Source organism: Micromonospora palythoicola, from assembly GCF_036689795.1.
Classification (GTDB): Bacteria; Actinomycetota; Actinomycetes; order Mycobacteriales; family Micromonosporaceae; genus Micromonospora; species Micromonospora palythoicola.
In genome coordinates, this window is the sequence record NZ_JBAGKI010000033.1 from 39,980 (window position 1) to 56,287 (window position 16,308).

Annotated in this window: 17 protein-coding genes; 11 read left to right on the forward strand and 6 right to left on the reverse strand. The window is 69.6% G+C overall.

What is annotated here, in order from left to right; all coding sequences use genetic code 11:
- Nucleotides 1-67 precede the first annotated feature (67 nt).
- Genes V5O40_RS16505 through V5O40_RS16520 form a run of 4 tightly spaced genes read left to right on the forward strand, consistent with a single transcriptional unit; the run spans nucleotide 68 to nucleotide 2,998 of the window.
- On the forward strand, nucleotides 68-454 hold the full coding sequence (locus tag V5O40_RS16505; protein WP_269740109.1) for a nuclear transport factor 2 family protein: 387 nt from the start codon (nucleotides 68-70) through the stop codon (nucleotides 452-454).
- A gap of 56 nt (nucleotides 455-510) precedes the next feature.
- Nucleotides 511-1,467 (forward strand): ATP-binding cassette domain-containing protein, encoded by a 957-nt coding sequence (locus V5O40_RS16510; RefSeq protein ID WP_332906264.1) that lies wholly within the window; start codon nucleotides 511-513, stop codon nucleotides 1,465-1,467.
- A complete protein-coding gene (locus V5O40_RS16515) occupies nucleotides 1,464-2,249 on the forward strand; it encodes an ABC transporter permease (protein WP_332906265.1) in 786 nt (261 codons plus the stop codon). Before V5O40_RS16510 ends, V5O40_RS16515 begins: the two co-directional genes overlap by 4 nt.
- Entirely contained in the window at nucleotides 2,246-2,998 is a 753-nt protein-coding gene (locus V5O40_RS16520) for an ABC transporter permease (protein ID WP_332906266.1), read from the forward strand. The genes V5O40_RS16515 and V5O40_RS16520 overlap by 4 nt, the downstream gene beginning before the upstream one ends.
- 53 nt (nucleotides 2,999-3,051) lie before the next feature.
- On the opposite strand, the gene V5O40_RS16525 is transcribed toward V5O40_RS16520, so the two are convergent.
- Nucleotides 3,052-3,735, reverse strand: coding sequence for a methyltransferase domain-containing protein (locus tag V5O40_RS16525; RefSeq protein WP_332906267.1), 684 nt, complete (start codon nucleotides 3,733-3,735; stop codon nucleotides 3,052-3,054).
- 51 nt (nucleotides 3,736-3,786) lie between these two features.
- On the opposite strand from V5O40_RS16525, the gene V5O40_RS16530 reads away from it, so the two are divergent.
- From V5O40_RS16530 to V5O40_RS16550, 5 genes are read left to right on the forward strand one after another with little or no spacing between them, the layout of a single operon-like run.
- Nucleotides 3,787-4,407: a pyridoxine/pyridoxamine 5'-phosphate oxidase gene (locus tag V5O40_RS16530; RefSeq protein ID WP_332906268.1), complete on the forward strand. Its 621-nt coding sequence runs from the start codon at nucleotides 3,787-3,789 to the stop codon at nucleotides 4,405-4,407.
- On the forward strand, nucleotides 4,404-5,624 hold the full coding sequence (locus V5O40_RS16535) for a 3-deoxy-7-phosphoheptulonate synthase (protein ID WP_332906269.1): 1,221 nt from the start codon (nucleotides 4,404-4,406) through the stop codon (nucleotides 5,622-5,624). The genes V5O40_RS16530 and V5O40_RS16535 overlap by 4 nt, the downstream gene beginning before the upstream one ends.
- Before the next feature lie 7 nt (nucleotides 5,625-5,631).
- A complete protein-coding gene (locus V5O40_RS16540; RefSeq protein ID WP_332906270.1) occupies nucleotides 5,632-6,309 on the forward strand; it encodes a DUF2461 domain-containing protein in 678 nt (225 codons plus the stop codon).
- A gap of 2 nt (nucleotides 6,310-6,311) precedes the next feature.
- Nucleotides 6,312-7,946 (forward strand): (2,3-dihydroxybenzoyl)adenylate synthase, encoded by a 1,635-nt coding sequence (locus tag V5O40_RS16545; protein ID WP_332906271.1) that lies wholly within the window; start codon nucleotides 6,312-6,314, stop codon nucleotides 7,944-7,946.
- Nucleotides 7,943-9,112: an FAD-dependent oxidoreductase gene (locus V5O40_RS16550; protein WP_332906272.1), complete on the forward strand. Its 1,170-nt coding sequence runs from the start codon at nucleotides 7,943-7,945 to the stop codon at nucleotides 9,110-9,112. The genes V5O40_RS16545 and V5O40_RS16550 overlap by 4 nt, the downstream gene beginning before the upstream one ends.
- 30 nt (nucleotides 9,113-9,142) lie before the next feature.
- Here V5O40_RS16550 and V5O40_RS16555 read toward each other — a convergent pair whose 3' ends face one another.
- The gene (locus V5O40_RS16555) at nucleotides 9,143-10,057 is read right to left on the reverse strand and encodes an NAD-dependent epimerase/dehydratase family protein (RefSeq protein ID WP_332906273.1); all 915 of its coding nucleotides are present in this window, start codon (nucleotides 10,055-10,057) and stop codon (nucleotides 9,143-9,145) included.
- A gap of 77 nt (nucleotides 10,058-10,134) precedes the next feature.
- On the opposite strand from V5O40_RS16555, the gene V5O40_RS16560 reads away from it, so the two are divergent.
- Nucleotides 10,135-10,788, forward strand: coding sequence for a ScbR family autoregulator-binding transcription factor (locus V5O40_RS16560; RefSeq protein ID WP_332906274.1), 654 nt, complete (start codon nucleotides 10,135-10,137; stop codon nucleotides 10,786-10,788).
- On the opposite strand, the gene V5O40_RS16565 is transcribed toward V5O40_RS16560, so the two are convergent.
- Nucleotides 10,769-11,716 (reverse strand): ScbA/BarX family gamma-butyrolactone biosynthesis protein, encoded by a 948-nt coding sequence (locus V5O40_RS16565; RefSeq protein WP_332906275.1) that lies wholly within the window; start codon nucleotides 11,714-11,716, stop codon nucleotides 10,769-10,771. The genes V5O40_RS16560 and V5O40_RS16565 overlap by 20 nt on opposite strands.
- A gap of 342 nt (nucleotides 11,717-12,058) precedes the next feature.
- Here V5O40_RS16565 and V5O40_RS16570 point away from each other — a divergent pair, with 342 nt between their 5' ends.
- Nucleotides 12,059-12,775: a response regulator transcription factor gene (locus tag V5O40_RS16570; RefSeq protein ID WP_332906276.1), complete on the forward strand. Its 717-nt coding sequence runs from the start codon at nucleotides 12,059-12,061 to the stop codon at nucleotides 12,773-12,775.
- Here V5O40_RS16570 and V5O40_RS16575 read toward each other — a convergent pair.
- Genes V5O40_RS16575 through V5O40_RS16585 form a run of 3 tightly spaced genes read right to left on the reverse strand, consistent with a single transcriptional unit; the run spans nucleotide 12,745 to nucleotide 16,297 of the window.
- On the reverse strand, nucleotides 12,745-13,770 hold the full coding sequence (locus V5O40_RS16575) for a TauD/TfdA family dioxygenase (protein ID WP_332906277.1): 1,026 nt from the start codon (nucleotides 13,768-13,770) through the stop codon (nucleotides 12,745-12,747). The genes V5O40_RS16570 and V5O40_RS16575 overlap by 31 nt on opposite strands.
- Before the next feature lie 27 nt (nucleotides 13,771-13,797).
- Complete coding sequence (locus V5O40_RS16580; protein ID WP_332906278.1) at nucleotides 13,798-15,186, reverse strand: phenylacetate--CoA ligase family protein; 1,389 nt, start codon at nucleotides 15,184-15,186, stop codon at nucleotides 13,798-13,800.
- Nucleotide 15,187: 1 nt separating this feature from the next.
- The gene (locus V5O40_RS16585) at nucleotides 15,188-16,297 is read right to left on the reverse strand and encodes an acyl-CoA synthetase family protein (RefSeq protein ID WP_332906279.1); all 1,110 of its coding nucleotides are present in this window, start codon (nucleotides 16,295-16,297) and stop codon (nucleotides 15,188-15,190) included.
- Nucleotides 16,298-16,308 lie beyond the last annotated feature (11 nt).

Consider the following 16,308-nt stretch of genomic DNA (forward strand, 5'->3'; position numbering starts at 1 on the left):
GGCTTTTTGTGTTTCGCCGGCTACTTCCGGTGAAATAGATGAGGAAACCCTATCGAAAGGATAAATCATGACAACGATCACTCAGGACCTGGAGAAGGAACTCTTCGCCCTGGAGCAGGAGGGGTGGCGGGCCATCTCGTCGGCCAACGGCGACTTCTACCGCCAACTGGTCACCGCGCAGACCCTCGTGGTGGAGCACGACGGGATCTCCACCGGCGACGACCTGGTCGCCGAGATCGACGGGAACACCTCGCCGTTCACCGGCTTCACCCTCGACGAGCAGCGGATCGTCCCGGTCAGTGACGACACCGCCGTGATCACCTATCGGGCGATCGCCGAGGTGAGCGGCCGAGGAACCTTCCGGCTCTACATGTCCAGCCTCTGGCAGCGCCAGGCGGACGGCTGGAAGCTGCTGTTCCATCAGCAGACGCCGATGTCCAACCAGGAGAGCTGAGACCAACGACGGTGCCGGCCCTCGCGCTGGCCGGCGGCCCCGGAGAGGACGAAGCGGTGACACAACCCGGCATCGAGGTCGAACACCTCCGCAAGGAGTTCGGCGACAAGGTCGCCGTGGCGGACATCTCCTTCACGGTGCCCGGCGGAACCCTGCTCGGTCTGCTCGGCTCGAACGGAGCCGGCAAGACCACGGTCATCAACTGCCTCACCACGCTTGTCGAGCCGGACGGCGGCCGGGCGGCCGTCGCCGGCCACGACGTGGTGGCACAGCCCCGGCAGGTCCGCGAGTCGATCGCCCTGACCGGCCAGTTCGCCGCCCTCGACGAGGTGCTGAGCGGACGGGAGAACCTCGTCCTGTTCGGCCGCCTGCTCCGGCTCGGCCGAACCCGGGCCCGGCAGCGCGCCGAAGAACTCCTCGACCGGTTCCGCCTGACCGAGGCGGCCGACAAGCCGGTCAAGAGCTACTCGGGAGGGATGCGCCGTCGCCTGGACCTGGCCGCCAGCCTGGTGGTCGAGCGGCCGGTGCTCTTCCTCGACGAGCCCACCACCGGGCTCGACCCGCGCAGCCGGGAGGAGATGTGGCAGCTCATCCGCCAGCTTCGCGACGGCGGCAGCACCGTCCTGCTGACCTCTCAGTACCTCGAAGAGATCGACCGCCTGGCCGATCGGGTCGTGGTGCTGGACGACGGGCAGGTGATCGCCGAGGGGACCACCGACGAACTCAAGGAGCGGGTCGGCGGCCAGGTGTGCGAGATCGAGGTCCCGGTTCCCGAAAAGGAGGCTGCCGCCGCCGCACTCCGTTCCGGCCTGGGCGAGGTCGCCGAGCGCGACGGCGCGCTCGTCGTGCCGGCGCCTCGTGCCCGGACGCTGGCCGACGTGGTCCGGCTGCTGGAGGAGGCGGGCATCGAGGCCGAGAACGTGGCCCTGCGCAAACCCACGATGGACGAGGTCTTCTTCGCCTTCACCTCCGACGGGACGCAGCGGCCGAGCGCGGAGAGGTCCGGGGTATGACGGCGGCGACCGGCACCGAGCACGGCATCGGGAACCTGGTCGCCCAGGGCTCCGCACTCGCCGGCCGGAACCTGCGGCAGCGGGCCAGCGCCGAGATGCTTGTCGTGTTCGGCGTGTTCCCGGTGATCTTCGTGTTCGGGTTCCTGCTGCTCTTCGGCCGGCTCTTCGCCGAGCGTGGGCTGGACTACGCCCAGTTCCTGCCGCCGGCGATCGTCGCGCAGTGGATGTTCACGGTGGCGAACACGTCGGGCGCCGCCTCCGCCGCCGACCGGGCCTCGGGGATGCTCACCCGCTGCCTGTCGATGCCGGTCAACCGGGCGGCGGTGGTGGTCGGCCGGCTCGCCTCGGACGCGGTCTGGGCGGTACTCGCGGTGGTGGTGATCAGTGCCACCGGCTACGTCGCGGGGTTCCGGTTCCAGGGTGGAGCCTTGGCCGTACTCGGCTTCGTGCTGCTCGCGGTGGCGTTCGCGTTGACCTTGACCGCGGCGACGACCGCGGTGGGCCTCTCCTCGACCGATCCGGAGGCGGTGGCGGCGACACTGAACCTGCCGTACCTGGCCCTGATCATGCTCTCCACCGCGTTCGTGCCGGCCGACGCCTTCCCCGGTTGGCTGGAGCCGGTGATCAGGTACTCCCCGGTCTCGGTGGTCATCGAGGCCCTGCGGTCGCTCGCCTCGGCGACGCCGTCCTGGGGCCCGGTCTGGCCGGCGGTCGCCTGGCTGGCGGGGCTTCTGGTGATCTTCTCGTGGGCGGCCGCGCGCACATTCAGGAGGGCTCGATGAGTGTCGCGTACGAAGCGTCGGTCCTGGCCGGACGGAACCTGCGCCGGTTCCTGCGCAGCCCACGGCTGCTCGGTGACGCCATCAGCTTTCCGCTGATCCTGCTGGTGTTGCTGCTGGTGATGTTCGGCGAGGTGGTCGGTGGGGCGACCGACGAGCCGTACATCGCGCGGCTGGCCCCGGGCATCGTGTTGTTCAGCGTCGCCTACAGCTGCGTGGGCACGGCCGTCGGTTTCCACGCCGACGTGCACGGCGGGTTCCAGGGGCGGCTGCGAACCATGCCGATCGCTCGGATGTCCCCCCTGCTCGGCCGGATGGCCGGCGACGTGGTCAAGTTCGTGCTGGTCACCGTGGTGACCGTCGCGGTGGGCTACCTACTCGGGTTCCGGTTCGAGCAGGGCGTTCCGGCGGCGGTCGGCTTCCTGCTGGTGGCGCTGCTGTTCGCGCTCATCTTTCTATGGTTGGCCCTGGTGGTGGCCCTGACCGCCCGCAGCGCGGAGGCGGCGGCGAGTGCCCTGAACGCGCCGGTCACCCTGCTCCTGCTGGTCTCCACCTGCCTGGTGCCGTTGTCGGCGTTCCCGGGTTGGGCCCAGCCGGTGATCCGGGCCAACCCGTTGAGCTGCGCGCACGCCGCGCTGGTCGGTCTCTCCTCGGGAGGGCCGGTCCTGGTGCCGGTGCTGCAGACCCTGGCCTGGGTGCTCGGTGCCACGCTGCTGCTGGGTCCGTTGGCGCTGCGGCTCAGCCGGCGATGACCGCCGACCGCGCCGAGCCACCCGTGTGGACGGGTGGCTCAGCGCCGGCGGTCTCACGAGCGGAGCAGCTCGATCAGCTCGTACCGCAACTCGCCGTCCGGGTACTCGCCGACGGCACACCGGCGGGTCACCGGCCGCCAGCCGTGTTCGGCGGCGATTCGGCCGAGCATCGCCGGATCGCCCAGGTCGGCGAAGCCGAGCAGGACCCGCCCGCCCGGAGCCAGATGCCGCCCGACGGTACCCAGAAACGCCGTGTGCGCCGCGTACCCCGGGTCGAAGAAGGCCCGGTCCAGCAGGTCGTCCGGCGACTGACCGGGGGCGGTACCGACGAAGTTCGAGTTCCAGAAGATCAGGTCGAAGCGTTCGTCCTCGGCCAGCGGCTGGAACATGTCGCCGCACCGGGCGGTCACCCGGTCGGCGACGCCGTGTCGCTCGGCGTTGCGCCGGGTGTTCTCCACGGCCGCGGCACTGATGTCGAGCGCGGTGACCGCCGCGCAGCCGCGCTGCGCGGCGATGACGGAGAGATAGCCGGTACCGCAGCCCATTTCACAGAACGATCCGCCGATGGGATAGCTGAGCCACTCGGCGTACAGGGCGGCGGAGGGGGTCAGGTGTGGCGCGTAGACCCCGGGAAGGAGATCCCACTCCTGCCCCAGCAGTTCGAAGGTCTGGGGCTCGACGATGTCCTGATGCCGGTCCCGCAGGCGCAGGACCAGGTCTTGATTCCGGGAATCCAAGTATCTGCCCCCTTTCCGGTACCGGGAGCATAAACACAGGAGGACGGTACGGTGCGAGTCGAACGGCGAGTACCCAGGCAACAGGCGAAAGATCCCCAGTGGATCGGAGTCGACCCGCTGCGACGGTTCCAGGACTGGCGTGCGGACTGGGTCGCCCGATGTCCCGCCGACCCGGCAGCCGTGGTGCTGGCCACGGTCGGGCCGGACGGGCGCCCCACGGCCCGGTACGTCGACCTGGCCCGTGTCGACACCGGCTTCGTCTTCTTCACCAGCTACCGCAGCCGCAAGGCGACCGATCTGGCCGTCTCACCGTACGCCGAACTCTGCTTCGGCTGGCTGGAGACATCCCGGCAGGTCCGGGTCAACGGGCCGGTGGAGCGGCTGGACCCGCTGGCCAGCGACGAGTACTACAGCCGGCTTCCCCGGCCGATGCAGCTGCTGGCCTGGTCGACCGACCAACGGTCGGTGCTCGACGAGCCGCTGACCGACCGGATCGTGGCCACCGAGCGGCGCTTCGCGGGACAGGAGATTCCTCGGCCCACGCAGTGGGGCGGGCTACGACTGCTACCGGAGCAGATCGAGTTCTGGCAGGGCGGCCCGGCCGGTGCCCCGGAACGGCTTCGGTACCAGCGCACCGGGGACGGCTGGGCCGGCGAACGGATCGCGCCGTGACCGGATCCCTCGTCGAGCCGGAGGCGCTGCAACAGCCGGAGTGGCCGGATCCGGCGGTGGTGGCAGGCGTCCGGGAGATCCTCGCCAGCCGGACCGGCCTGGTTTCCGAAGCGGAGTGCGAGATCCTCGCCGCCCGGCTCGACCGGGCGGCCCGCGGCGAGGCGATGGTGTTGCAGGCCGGCGACTGCGCGGAGCGGTTCACCGAGGCCGCCCCGGAGCCGGTCGCCGCCCGGCTGACCCAGTTGACCAGCCTCGCCGCGCGGCTGCACCGAGGCTCCGGGCTGCCGGTGGTGCCGATCGGGCGGATCGCCGGTCAGTACGCGAAACCACGTTCGTCGGCGTGGGAGCGGCTGCCCGACGGTACGGTGCTGCCCGCGTACCGGGGAGACCTGGTCAACCGGCCGGAGGCGACCCGGGCGGCCCGTACCCCGGACCCGAACCGGATGCTGACCGGGTACGACTGTGCCGCCCTCGTGCTGCGCCAGCTCCGGCGGCAGGCCGTGCCCGACCTGGAGTGGCCGGTCCCGGCCGGTGCCGTGGGTCAGGTACCCGCCCCGGTCTTCACCTCACACGAAGCGCTGCTGCGCGACTACGAGACCGCGCTGGAGCGATCCGGAAGGGACGGTCGGTACGCCTCCTCCGGGCATCTGCTGTGGATCGGCGACCGGACCCGGGCACCACACGGCTGGCACGTGCGCTGGGCGGCAGAGCTGAGCAACCCGGTCGGTGTCAAGATCGGACCATCCATCACCGCCGGCGAGGCGGTCCGGCTGAGCCGGGTACTGAACCCGCAGGGTCGACCCGGCAAGGTGTCGTTCATCGTCCGGCTCGGCTCACAGCGGATCCGGCGCATCCTGCCGGAGGTGGTGCTGGCGATCCGCCGGCACGGGGTACCGGTGGTGTGGCTGTGCGATCCGATGCACGGCAACACGTACCGGCTGCGCACCGGCGGGAAGACCCGGCCGGTGGAGGCGATCCACGACGAGGTGACCGCCTTCGTCCGGATCCTCGCCGCCCACCGGCTGCACCCGGCCGGGCTGCACCTGGAGGTGACCCCGGAGGACGTGACCGAGTGCGTCGCCGCTCCGGTGGACACGCCGGTGTCACCGGCGCGGGTCGCGCAGCCCCGGTACACAAGCGCCTGCGACCCGCGACTCAACCGGAAACAGGCGGACGAACTCGTGGCCCATTTCGCGGGCCTGACCCGACGGAGGTGAACCAGCGATGAGCAGACGACAGCAGGGCAGCGCGGACGTCAAGACGTTCGGCGGCTTCCCGGCCGAGGCGTTCCGCTTCTACCAGGACCTGGAGAAGCACAACACCCGCGACCACTGGCACCGGCACAAGGACACGTACGACTCGTGCGTTCGTGAGCCGATGGAGGCGCTCGCCGCCGAGCTCGGCGACAAGTACGGCGCGGTCAAGGTGTGGCGACCGCAGCGCGACGTCCGGTTCGCGAAGGACAAGTCGCCGTACAAGACGTACCAGGGGTTGACCGCCGGCTCGGCCGACAGCGTCGGTTACTACCTGCAGCTCGACGCCGAAGGGCTGCGACTGGGCGGCGGCTACCACGGCCTCTCCGCCGAACAGGTCGAGCGCTACCGCGAGGCGGTTGACGACGCCCGCTCCGGCGCAGCGTTGCAACGGATCGTCGACGAACTCACCGACGGCGACTGGGACCTGATCGGGGAACGGCTCAAGACCAGACCGCGCGGCTGCCCGGCCGATCATCCCCGGGTGGAGCTGCTGCGGTACCGGTCGCTGGCCGCCGACCGGGTGCACCGGGTGTCCGACGGGATCGACGGCGAGGCGGCGGTACGCCTCGTCCGGGACGGCTGGGACGCGCTGGGTCCGCTCGTCGACTGGCTGGACCGGCACGTCTCCACGACCGGAGGGAGCTGAACATGCTGGCCGGGTGTGTACCTTGGCCGCCGGAGTTCGCCCGGCGGTACACCGAGCGGGGCTACTGGCGGCCGGAGCCGCTCGGCACCCGGCTGCGGACCCTGGCCCGGGCCGACCCCGACCGGGTCGCACTGGTCGAGCCGGTCCGCCGGATGCCGTACGGGGAGCTGGACCGGCGGGCCGACCGGTTGGCCGCGGGGCTGCGCCGGGCCGGCCTGTCCCCCGGGGACCGGGTCGTGGTCCAACTGCCCAACGTGATCGAGTTCGTGACGCTGTGCCATGCGCTGTTCCGGCTCGGCGCGCTGCCAGTCTTCGCGCTGCCCGCCCACCGGGAGAGCGAACTCACCCACCTCTGCGCCATGAGTGACGCGACCGCGCTGGTGATTCCCGACAGCTACCTCGGCTTCGACCACCGCGACCTCGCCCGTCGGGTGAGCGGGCCGGAGCACGTCTTCGTCGTGGGTGATCCGGCGGAGTTCGTGGCCCTCGACACGGTGGACGCCGAGCCGGAACCGCTGCCCGCCCCGGACCCGGCGGACGTGGCGCTGTTCCTGCTCTCCGGCGGGACGACCGGACTGCCGAAGCTGATTCCCCGAACCCACCAGGACTATGGCTACAACCTTCGGATCAGCGCCGAGAACGCCGGCCTGACCGCCGCCGACAGCTACCTGGCGGTGCTGCCGGTAGGGCACAACTACGCGTTGGCCTGTCCGGGCGTGCTCGGCACCCTGCACGTCGGCGGCCGGGTGGTGCTCGCTCCGTCGCCGAGCGTCGAGGACGTCTTCCCCCTGATCGAGCGGGAGCGGGTGACGGTGACCGGGCTGGTCCCGCCGCTGGCCCTGCTCTGGTTGGAGATGGCCGCGATCGCGGGCTCGGATCTGTCCAGCCTGCGGCTGGTGCAGGTGGGCGGGGCGAAGTTCGGTGCCGACGCCGCCCGACGGTTCGGCGCGGCCCTCGGTTGCGCGGTGCAGCAGTCGTTCGGCATGGCCGAAGGGCTGCTCTGCCAGACCGCCCTGGACGACCCGCCGGAGACCGTGGCCACCACTCAGGGCCGGCCGCTGTCTTCCGACGACGAGATCCGGGTCGTCGACGGCAGCGGCGCCCCGGTGCCCGACGGCGAGGTGGGGGAGCTGCTCACCCGCGGGCCGTACACCCCGCGCGGCTACTACCGGGCGGCGGAACACAATGCCACCGCCTTCACCGCCGACGGGTTCTTCCGCACCGGCGACCTGGTCCGGCTGCTGCCCAGCGGGCACCTGGTGGTGGAGGGCCGGGTGAAGGACCAGATCAACCGGGGTGGCGACAAGGTGGCCGCGGACGAGGTGGAGGACCATCTGCTGGCTCATCCGGCCGTGCGGGAGTGCGCCGTGGTCGCCATGCCGGACCCGCTGATCGGCGAGCGGACCTGCGCCTTCGTGGTGCCGGGACCGCGTGGTGCGGCGCCGCGACTGGCCGAGATGGTGGCGTTCCTGCGGGATCGAGGGCTGGCGGCGTACAAGCTGCCGGACCGGTTGGAGCTGGTCGAGTCGTTTCCGCGTACCGCGGTGGGCAAGGTGGACAAAGGGCGGCTGCGGGAGCGGATCCGCGAAGTCATCGGCGCGCAGCCCGGCTCCACCGACGCGGAGCGTGGCCGATGATCGTGGTAGGCGCCGGTCCGACCGGCCTCACGGCCGCGCTGGCGCTGCGGGCGGCGGGTCTACCGGCCACGGTGCTGGAAGCGGAGCCGGCGGACCGTGCCCGCCCGGGCAGCCGGGCCCTGTTCGTGCACAACCGGACGTTGCGGCTGATCGCCGGGCTCAACCCGGAACTCGCCGAGGAGATCGCCCAGCGGGCCGTGGTCTGGCCGACCCGCGAGACGTACTACCGAGGGCGGTTGGTCTACTCCCGTAGCTATCCGCCGCACTCCGGGGGGCTGCCTCCGTTCGCCAGCCTGCGTCAGGTGGAGACGGAACGTCTGCTCCTGACGGCCTGCGAGCGGGCCGGGGTCCGCTTCGAGTGGGGCACCGGGGTGACCACGGTCTCGACCGGGCCGGAGGCGGTCACACTGGAAACCGGGGACGGTCGACGGTGGACCAGCGGGTACGTCGTCGCCGCCGACGGTGCCCGCTCGGCGGTCCGCCGCTCGCTCGGCGTGCAGCTGCACGGCCCCCGACCGCGCGGCTTCCACGTCGTCGTCGACCTGGCCGAAGATTCGAACCGGCCGATGCCGCCGCGCCGGATCTTCCGCTACGAACATCCGGCCCTCGACGGTCGTACCGTGCTACAGGTGCCCTTCGCCGGCGGCTGGCAGATCGACCTCCAGTGCCGCGACACCGACGCCCCGGCGACCTTCGACAGTGTCGAGGCGGCGCGGCGCTGGCTGCCCGCCGTGGTACCAGAGCGGTATCGGGATCGGATCCTGTGGGTCGCCCGGTACCAGTTTCACCAGGTGGTGGCCGACCGGTTCACCGACGAGCACCATCGGGTGCTGCTCGCGGGCGAGGCGGCGCACCTGTTCCCACCGTTCGGCGCCCGCGGGATGAACAGCGGGATGGCCGACGCCGTCGCCGCGGCCGAGGCGATCGCGGCGGCGGACGCCGATCCGACGGCGGTGCCCAGGTACGCTGCGCGGCGGCACGCGGCGGCTTGCTACAACCGGGACGCGGCCGGGGCTGCGCTGCGTCACCTGCGGCCGGGGCGGGCGATGCGGATCCGGCAGCGCTGCTGCGCCACCCTGGCGCCGGTGGTCCCGGCGCTCGGCCGGTGGCTGGAGACGGCGCCCTACGGCCCCCGTCAGGGCCCGTCCACCGAAAGCAAGTACTGACGCCTACCGCGGCGGCGCACGGCCGGAGGTTCACTGACTTCGGTACCGGGCTGCCTCGTCGGCCAGATCTTGATCCACCCGACGCCCGGGCCCAATGCGTGCCTCCCGCCAGACAGCGGTCGAGTCGTACCAGTGGTCCACGGCGGCCAGTTCGACCAGGCGTGGCGGCAGATGAGGGAGGAGCGCGAGAGCCTGAGCGCGGGACAGGCCACCCTGCGGAGGGGTGACACCCCAGCGAGTGGCGATCGCTGCGAGGGCATCGCGCAGGCGTATCGGCTGCGGATGGTTCGCGTGGAAGACCGAGGCCGAGGCCCCGTCCGGCCGGTCGAGTGCCAGCGCCACTGTTATCCGTGCCAGGTCACGTACTCCGATCATGGACGTGAGCGCCTCCCCGTTCTCTATCAGGCCGGGTGCCTTCAGCAGGGCCGCGAGTCCGGGCAGCACCCAGCGATCCCCCGCTCCGTAGATGAGATTCGGACGGAGCACCAGCCCACCCGCCGAGCGGATCCACCTCTCGGCAGCGAGGCGGCTGGTGCTCGTCGGGGAGGAGGGCGCCTCGGTCAACGTCCCTTCGACGGGGCCGCGGTGCGGACCGGACCCGTAGACGGCGGCGGTGCTGACATAGATGAGACGTCGTACGCCGGATTCCGTGGCGGCCCGGGTGAGGGCAGCGGTGCCCAGGTCGTTGACCGCCTCGCAGCGACGCATGTCCGGTCCGACATAGGATGCGGCATGAATGACAACATCGATACCCGCACAGACGCCGGCGACCGAGGCCGGGTTGGCGAGGTCGCCCCGGACGACTGTCGCCGTCGTCGGGTACGAGGTGGCGGTCCCTGGCCGCAGCAGGACGCGGACGTCCGCCGTTCCTCGCCGTTGGAGGAGTGCCAGGATGGACGAACCTACGAACCCGGTCGATCCTGTCAACAGGACGCGGAGAGGCATCTGGTCCCCGTTGGCGTGAAAGGTGGTGCCACTCCGGCCATGGCCCCCTCATCAGGTAGCTGCCTAGAATTTCCTGCATGGTGAAGCAGGCACGTGCTGAGCAGACGCGGAAGGCGATCCTCTCGGCTGCTGCCGACGCGTTCGACCGGCGCGGCTACGACATGACGAGCCTCGCCGACATCATCGCCATGGCAGGTGTGACCAAGGGAGCCTTGTATTTCCACTTCGGGTCCAAGTCTGAGTTGGCCCAGGCGGTGGTGGAGGTCCAGCACCACACCTGGATGAGGATCGCCGAGTCCGCTGCTGCACCTGGGAATCCCGCCCTGACCTCGATGATCAGGTTGTCTCATGCCCTGGCAGCACAAATGGCCACTGATCCAGTGATCCGCGGTGGTATTCGGTTGACTTTGGAGCGAGGTTCGTTCGAACGTGGCGGGACAACTCCATATCTCGACTGGATCGCCATGACCAGGGAACTGTTGGATCGTGCGGTTGAGGAGTCGGACGTCAAAGGCGGTACGGATGTGACCGCGGTGGCACACCACATCGTGGGCTCATTCACCGGGCTGCAGTTGTTGGCTCACGTGCTCGACGAGCGGCCCAAATTGAACGATGCGGTCACTCGGATGTGGCAGCTGCTGCTGCCCGCGCTGGTGCCCACCCTCAGGATCCGGCATTTCCTCGATGTTGCCGTAAAAGCGCAGTCCCAGTTCAGCAATCGGCCAGTGTGACGGAGCCGGCTGCTGCAATTCGGCCGTGCTGGGTGAACTGGACGGCCGCTTCCAATGCTTCGCCATTGGTTTCGAGTTGCGCCGTGACGGCGCATGGTTGGTCGATGTCGATAAAATGCGTGAAGTGTGCGGTGCCCCCCACCATGGACAGCGGCTGCCCCGCTGTCAGGCAGGCGGCCTGACGCATCGCTTCGTAGATCATCATTCCGGGCACGTGGTCGAGGGGGTGATCGAAGAAGACCGGGTGGTCGAACGGCACTCTCAGCTCCATGCCGCCGCCCCGGTCGGGTGGGGCGATCACCACGTCGCGTGGGTCTACCCGACCGACCGCGCTGGGCTCGACGGCCTCCAGAATCCGAGGTCGTACCGGCCCTGGGGTGCGGTCACCCCATCGCAGCCGCTGGTAGATGGCCGGGGTGACGCAGCGGGCCCAACCAGTGGCGGTGGCGAGGCACCGGTCGCCTCGGTGCACCTCGAACTCAAACCGGATGGCGGCGACTCCGCCCGGCCGGACACGCGCGTCGGCGACCCGAACCGTCACGACGCTGTTGTGCGGATTATCGGATTCGCGGAGGAGCGCGGACTCGCGACGCCACTGCAGTCGTTGCATGATGAAGGGACTCTGCCGGGGGATCCCGTAGCCTTCGTGGGCGACCAGAATTCCGGCCTGCCGCACGGTCTCGATGAGGACGAGTGTGTCGAATGTGTTACCGGTGGAGGCGTACAGCCGGTGTGCCGCAGGCCATTGCGCACCACAAAGGAACGAATCGCCCCGAATGCGATGCCAACTCGTCAGTAACACCTCTGACACCGCCGCGCGGTGAACGAGTCGTCGCGGAACCGTGGACTCGTAGGACAATTCTGGCGGGTAGCGAGTCGTAGCAGTATCTGGCTCGGCCAGACGCAGAGCATCGACCTGATGACTCATGGATCTTCCCCCGTTATCCATCCAAGAACCTCGACTAAAGATACCGGCCGGGTGGGTTTTTTGCCAGCCGTCGAGGACGCCACGGAATGATCTTGATTGGGTTCCGCCGGCCCGGTCGGCCCGGCCCCGGTGACGCTCGATAGCCGACGGACGGGCATTGCTGTTGACAAAACCGGGCGGTCGGTTTTTATTTAGGTGTCACGCCTGTAGAACGGGGTCGCGCGAGCTGATGGCGGTCGACCGTGAACGAGCCCTCGCTTGCTGCTCCCCGGTACCGAGCCAATTCCGATCTTGACCCGACCGATGTCTCCCACGGGGGAGCACGACTGAGGGAGGCTATCGATGCAGGTGATCATCGCTGACTCCGATGCCATGGGACGTAGGTTGATCCGCAAAGTAGTGGACAACCTCACCGATCACGACGTGATCGGCGAAGGGGACAGCCTGGGACAGGCGACCGACTCGGCCCGGCAGCGCCGTCCCGATGTTCTGGTGCTTTCCAGCAACCTGCTCGCCAATGATCGCCGTACAGTCGGTGAGTTGATTGCCTGGACGGAAGCCGCGCTGGTGGTGGTCGCCGTCAATGGCAGCGGCTCCACGGTCTGGCAGGGCATGAGCGGTGGGGCCAGTGGCTATGTGCTACGCGACCGGCTCGCAAGCGACCTGCCACAGGCGCTCGGAGCCGCCGAGGCGGGCAACGCTTTCGTCTCGGCGCCGCTCGCCCGGCAGATGATCGGGTACTTGGCCGGCTTCATGGACAACAACTACGACGGACCAAGCCGGTCGGACGTGATACGCGCCCTGCTGCCGCGGGAACGGGAGACCCTCCAGCGGCTCGCGAACGGCGAGTCCACCGAGGAGATCGCCGCGGCCATGTCCGTCACCACCGCCACGGTGCGCGCGTATGTCTCCCGACTGTTGCGCAAGTTGGGGGTCCGCAGCCGCGGCGAGGCGGTCGCGGTGGCATACCGCTCCCGCTTCTATTCGCTGCAGCGTACGCAGTCGCAGGCAGAGGCGCCGGAGGGCGATCACGGCACCGCTAGAGCCCTGCACCGGTAACCACCAGCTGGTTCCAGCAGGTCGAGGGCGTTACGCAACGACCGCACCACGAACATCCGCTGTAGCCAACGGTCCGCGCCGTCGTAGCGAGGGGTGAACTCGCTACGACCGTGCACCGTCGTCGAGTTGTCGATGATGACCAGGTCGCCGGTGAGCAGCACCGCCTCGCGGCGGACGGCGTGCAGCGCGGTGTGCAAGGCGTTCAACGCCGCCTCGGCCTGCGGATCACATGGTGCCGTGTCATCGAAGTCGACGGTGAGCAACGGGTGGGCCGGACTGCCGGCGAGCACCGGCGCGGGGTCGAGATAAGGCCGGCTCGCCTGACCGCGGCAGAACGACGGCGCGAGTCGGGTGCGAAATCTGGGCTGCCGCAGCACCGCGTCGTCGACCGGATCGAGAAGCCGCACCGCCCGACTGATCGAACTGGTGATGGAGGCCGCCCGCATGTCGTGGTCGGGACGCAGACACAGCAGGCCGAGGAAGTCCGGCCGGTTGACGTGGAAGGCGTTCTCGGTGTGCAGCTTGAAGTAGACCGCCCCGGTGTTCTGCTGCTGGTCCTCCTCACCTGGGATGGGGCAGATGTCGTGGATCAGTGCGCCGTGCTTCTCCTCGGCGTACGAGATGGCATCGCCCATCCGGGACATCAGCAGCAGGAGCAGGGCCGCCGACGGGGTGCACTCCACCGCCACCGAGTTGACGGCCCGGGGGGTCGGGGGAAGGTCGTCCGGCAGGGGCAGGTTCCGGATGGTCAGCGCGCCGTCGGGGTTGCCGTAGCGGCGGAAGTGCTCCAAGGCACGAAGCAGCCCTTCTGGCAGGTGACCGTGGAGCAGTTGGGCGGCGGTGACCGTCTCGGGCCGGTCGACCTCGGATACTCTTGATCGTAACCGCTCCACCACCAGTGCCACCTGGTGGATCTCGTGCGGGGACAGCGTGTACTCCGACGCACTGTCGGATCGGTCAGCTACGGCCTGGTCGGCCAACGACGCGTGGGTCACGTGCAACTCCTTCTTCCCTACCACCGGTCAGGACTTGTCGAGCTCACCGGCGAACGGGATGATCAGGCGATACTTGCCGCCGGCGGATTGCTCGGGCGGCTCGTTACTCCACGTCACCTCGATGTCGGGGAGCTGATGGGCCTGGAGGAACGTCTGGATCTCGCCGTGCACGATCCGTCGAAGCTGAGTCGGGTCGGCGTGGTGGGCGGTACGCATGCGGACGCTGAGGCTGCGCGGCGAGGTCTGGTGAACCTGCGCCAGCTCCAGCCCGGGCGCTCGGTCGATGACGCCGGCCAGCGCCACCGGGGCGACCGGTACCCGGCCGCCGTGACCGTCCTCGAACACCAGCGGGTCGCTGGCCCGGCCCTGCGCCCGGATCGCGGGAAACGGGTCTCCGCAGGGGCACGGGTCCGGGCGGACGAGCAACGAGTCGCCGAGGTCGTAGCGCAACACCGGTTGCACCTCGTTCGCCAGGTTGGTGATCAGTACGGTGTGCGAAACCTCGCCCGGGGCAACCGGCCGGTGTTCCCGGTCGACCGGTTCCACAATCACCCAGTCGCTGTTGACGTGCAGCCAGCTCTCCGGACAACTGGCGGCTGTCGACATGAACTCGCAGGCGCCGTAGCCGTTGCCGATCCGGGCCCGGAAGACCGACGCGATGCGTCGGTAACCCGGTGCGGAGAGGCCCTCGGCGCCAAGCACCACGAGCGTCGGTCGGATCCGCAGCCTACCGGCCTCCTGCTCGCCGGCGAGCAGGGCGAGCTGCCCGGCGTAGCCGATCAGGACGTTGGGACGGAACTCGTTCAGCTGCGCCACCAGCTCCGGCAGCGGTGAGAACACAGAGAAGACCCGCAGCCGGTCCTCGCCCACCCGGCGACCGTCGGGACGGCGCGGGAGCACGGTCGACGAACCGAAATGGCCGCCGGTGGCGAGGATCGTGGCCGCCCGTGCCCCGCCGGCGAGGATGCGGGCGGCGTCCCGCCAGCGCAGCCAACGGCCGAACGCGCGCAGGGCCATCGCACTGGTGACCGCGGTGCTCCGATCGTCGAACAGGAAGATCCCGCGGACACCGCTGCTGCCCGAACTGGTTCCCACGCGATAGGAGTCCAGAAAAGGCTGACCGACCCGGGCCGGATCGTCGATGAACTCCCGGGCGAGATCGAGTGTGACCCGTCGGTCGGTGCACCACTTGTCGAAGTTGGCCATCAGCGTGCGCTTGTCGGTGATGGGCAGCTGACGAACGTCGTCCACCGTGTCGGGCAGTCCCCGGTAGAGCTCCCGATAGTAGGGCGAGCGGGCGCGGGCGTGCGCCACCAGTCGGGTGAGTCGCGCGTGCTGGCGCTGGACCACCGCCGCCGGTCCGCCCTTGCGGGCTCTGCGCATGTCGCGCAGCAACCAGCCGATGCTCTCCGCCATGTCAGTACACGCCCTCGACGACCGGCTTGCCGGAGAACTCGGTCACCGGCTGCACGTCGGCGATGGAGTCGCCACCGCTGTTGCGGGGGTGCGGCAGGCGAATGGCGGAGTCACGCTCCAGGTTGTTGGGCAGTAGCAGACCGCGACTGATGTGGTGCTGGAGCACCTGGCCGCGATCCCCGTAGGGCACGTTCTCGCCGGTGGCCGGATCGATCACCGAGAAGATCGTCACCGGCGAGGGCGGATCGAAGATCGCCGGGTCCTCGCCGGAACCGCCGGCGCGTTCGACGATGCCTCCGACGATCATCGTGCTCGCATAACCGCCGATGAACCTCACGCCGGGAAAGACGTCACGCTGGTATCGGTTGCGGGCCTCGATGTCCATCTTCGTGCCGCCCCAGCCGATCACGTCCACCCGCTCGTTGATCAGCTCGACCATGCCGCTTCGGCGACAGAGCGCGTCGAGCAGCGGAGGAGTGCTGTAGAACACCGAGATGTCCTGACTCCGCAGGATCCACTCTGCCTGGTCGACGACGTGCTCGACATACTGCGCGACCTCATCGGTGGCGCCCCGGGCTATCAGCCGCTTCACCCATCGTGGATCGAGGTCGAGCAGGAAACACATCGCGCGGAACTTGGCCGCGGTGGCGCGGATCAGGTGTCCGGCCATGTGCGGGTCGGTGGGCCCCATGCACAGCCAGTCTCCGCCGCGTCGGATGGCGCCGTGCCGGGCCAGGCCGGCCGCGTGCCACGCCGTCGCCTGCTCGAGCGTCTCAGCCATCCACATCAGGCGCTTCGGCGGGCCGGTGGTGCCGCCGCTCTCGGCGATGAGGGGCTGAACGTAGTCGTCGCCGTACCCTCGGGGGATCAGGTCGCGGACCGGTACGTCGCGCAATTGGTCCACGATATTGGGGAACAGGGTCAGATCCTCGATCGAGCGAACGTCGGTGCGGGGATCGAAGTCGAGGCTCTTCGCCTGCTCCAGCCAGAAGGGCGAGCCGGTGCTCGGGTCGAAGTGCCACTCCATCGCTGCCGCGATGAGCTCCTCGGCCGCGATGGGCTCGTCCCAGGGGCGGTCCAGTGGTGAGGTGGTGCCGAACGATGTGGTCATCGGTTCTCCTT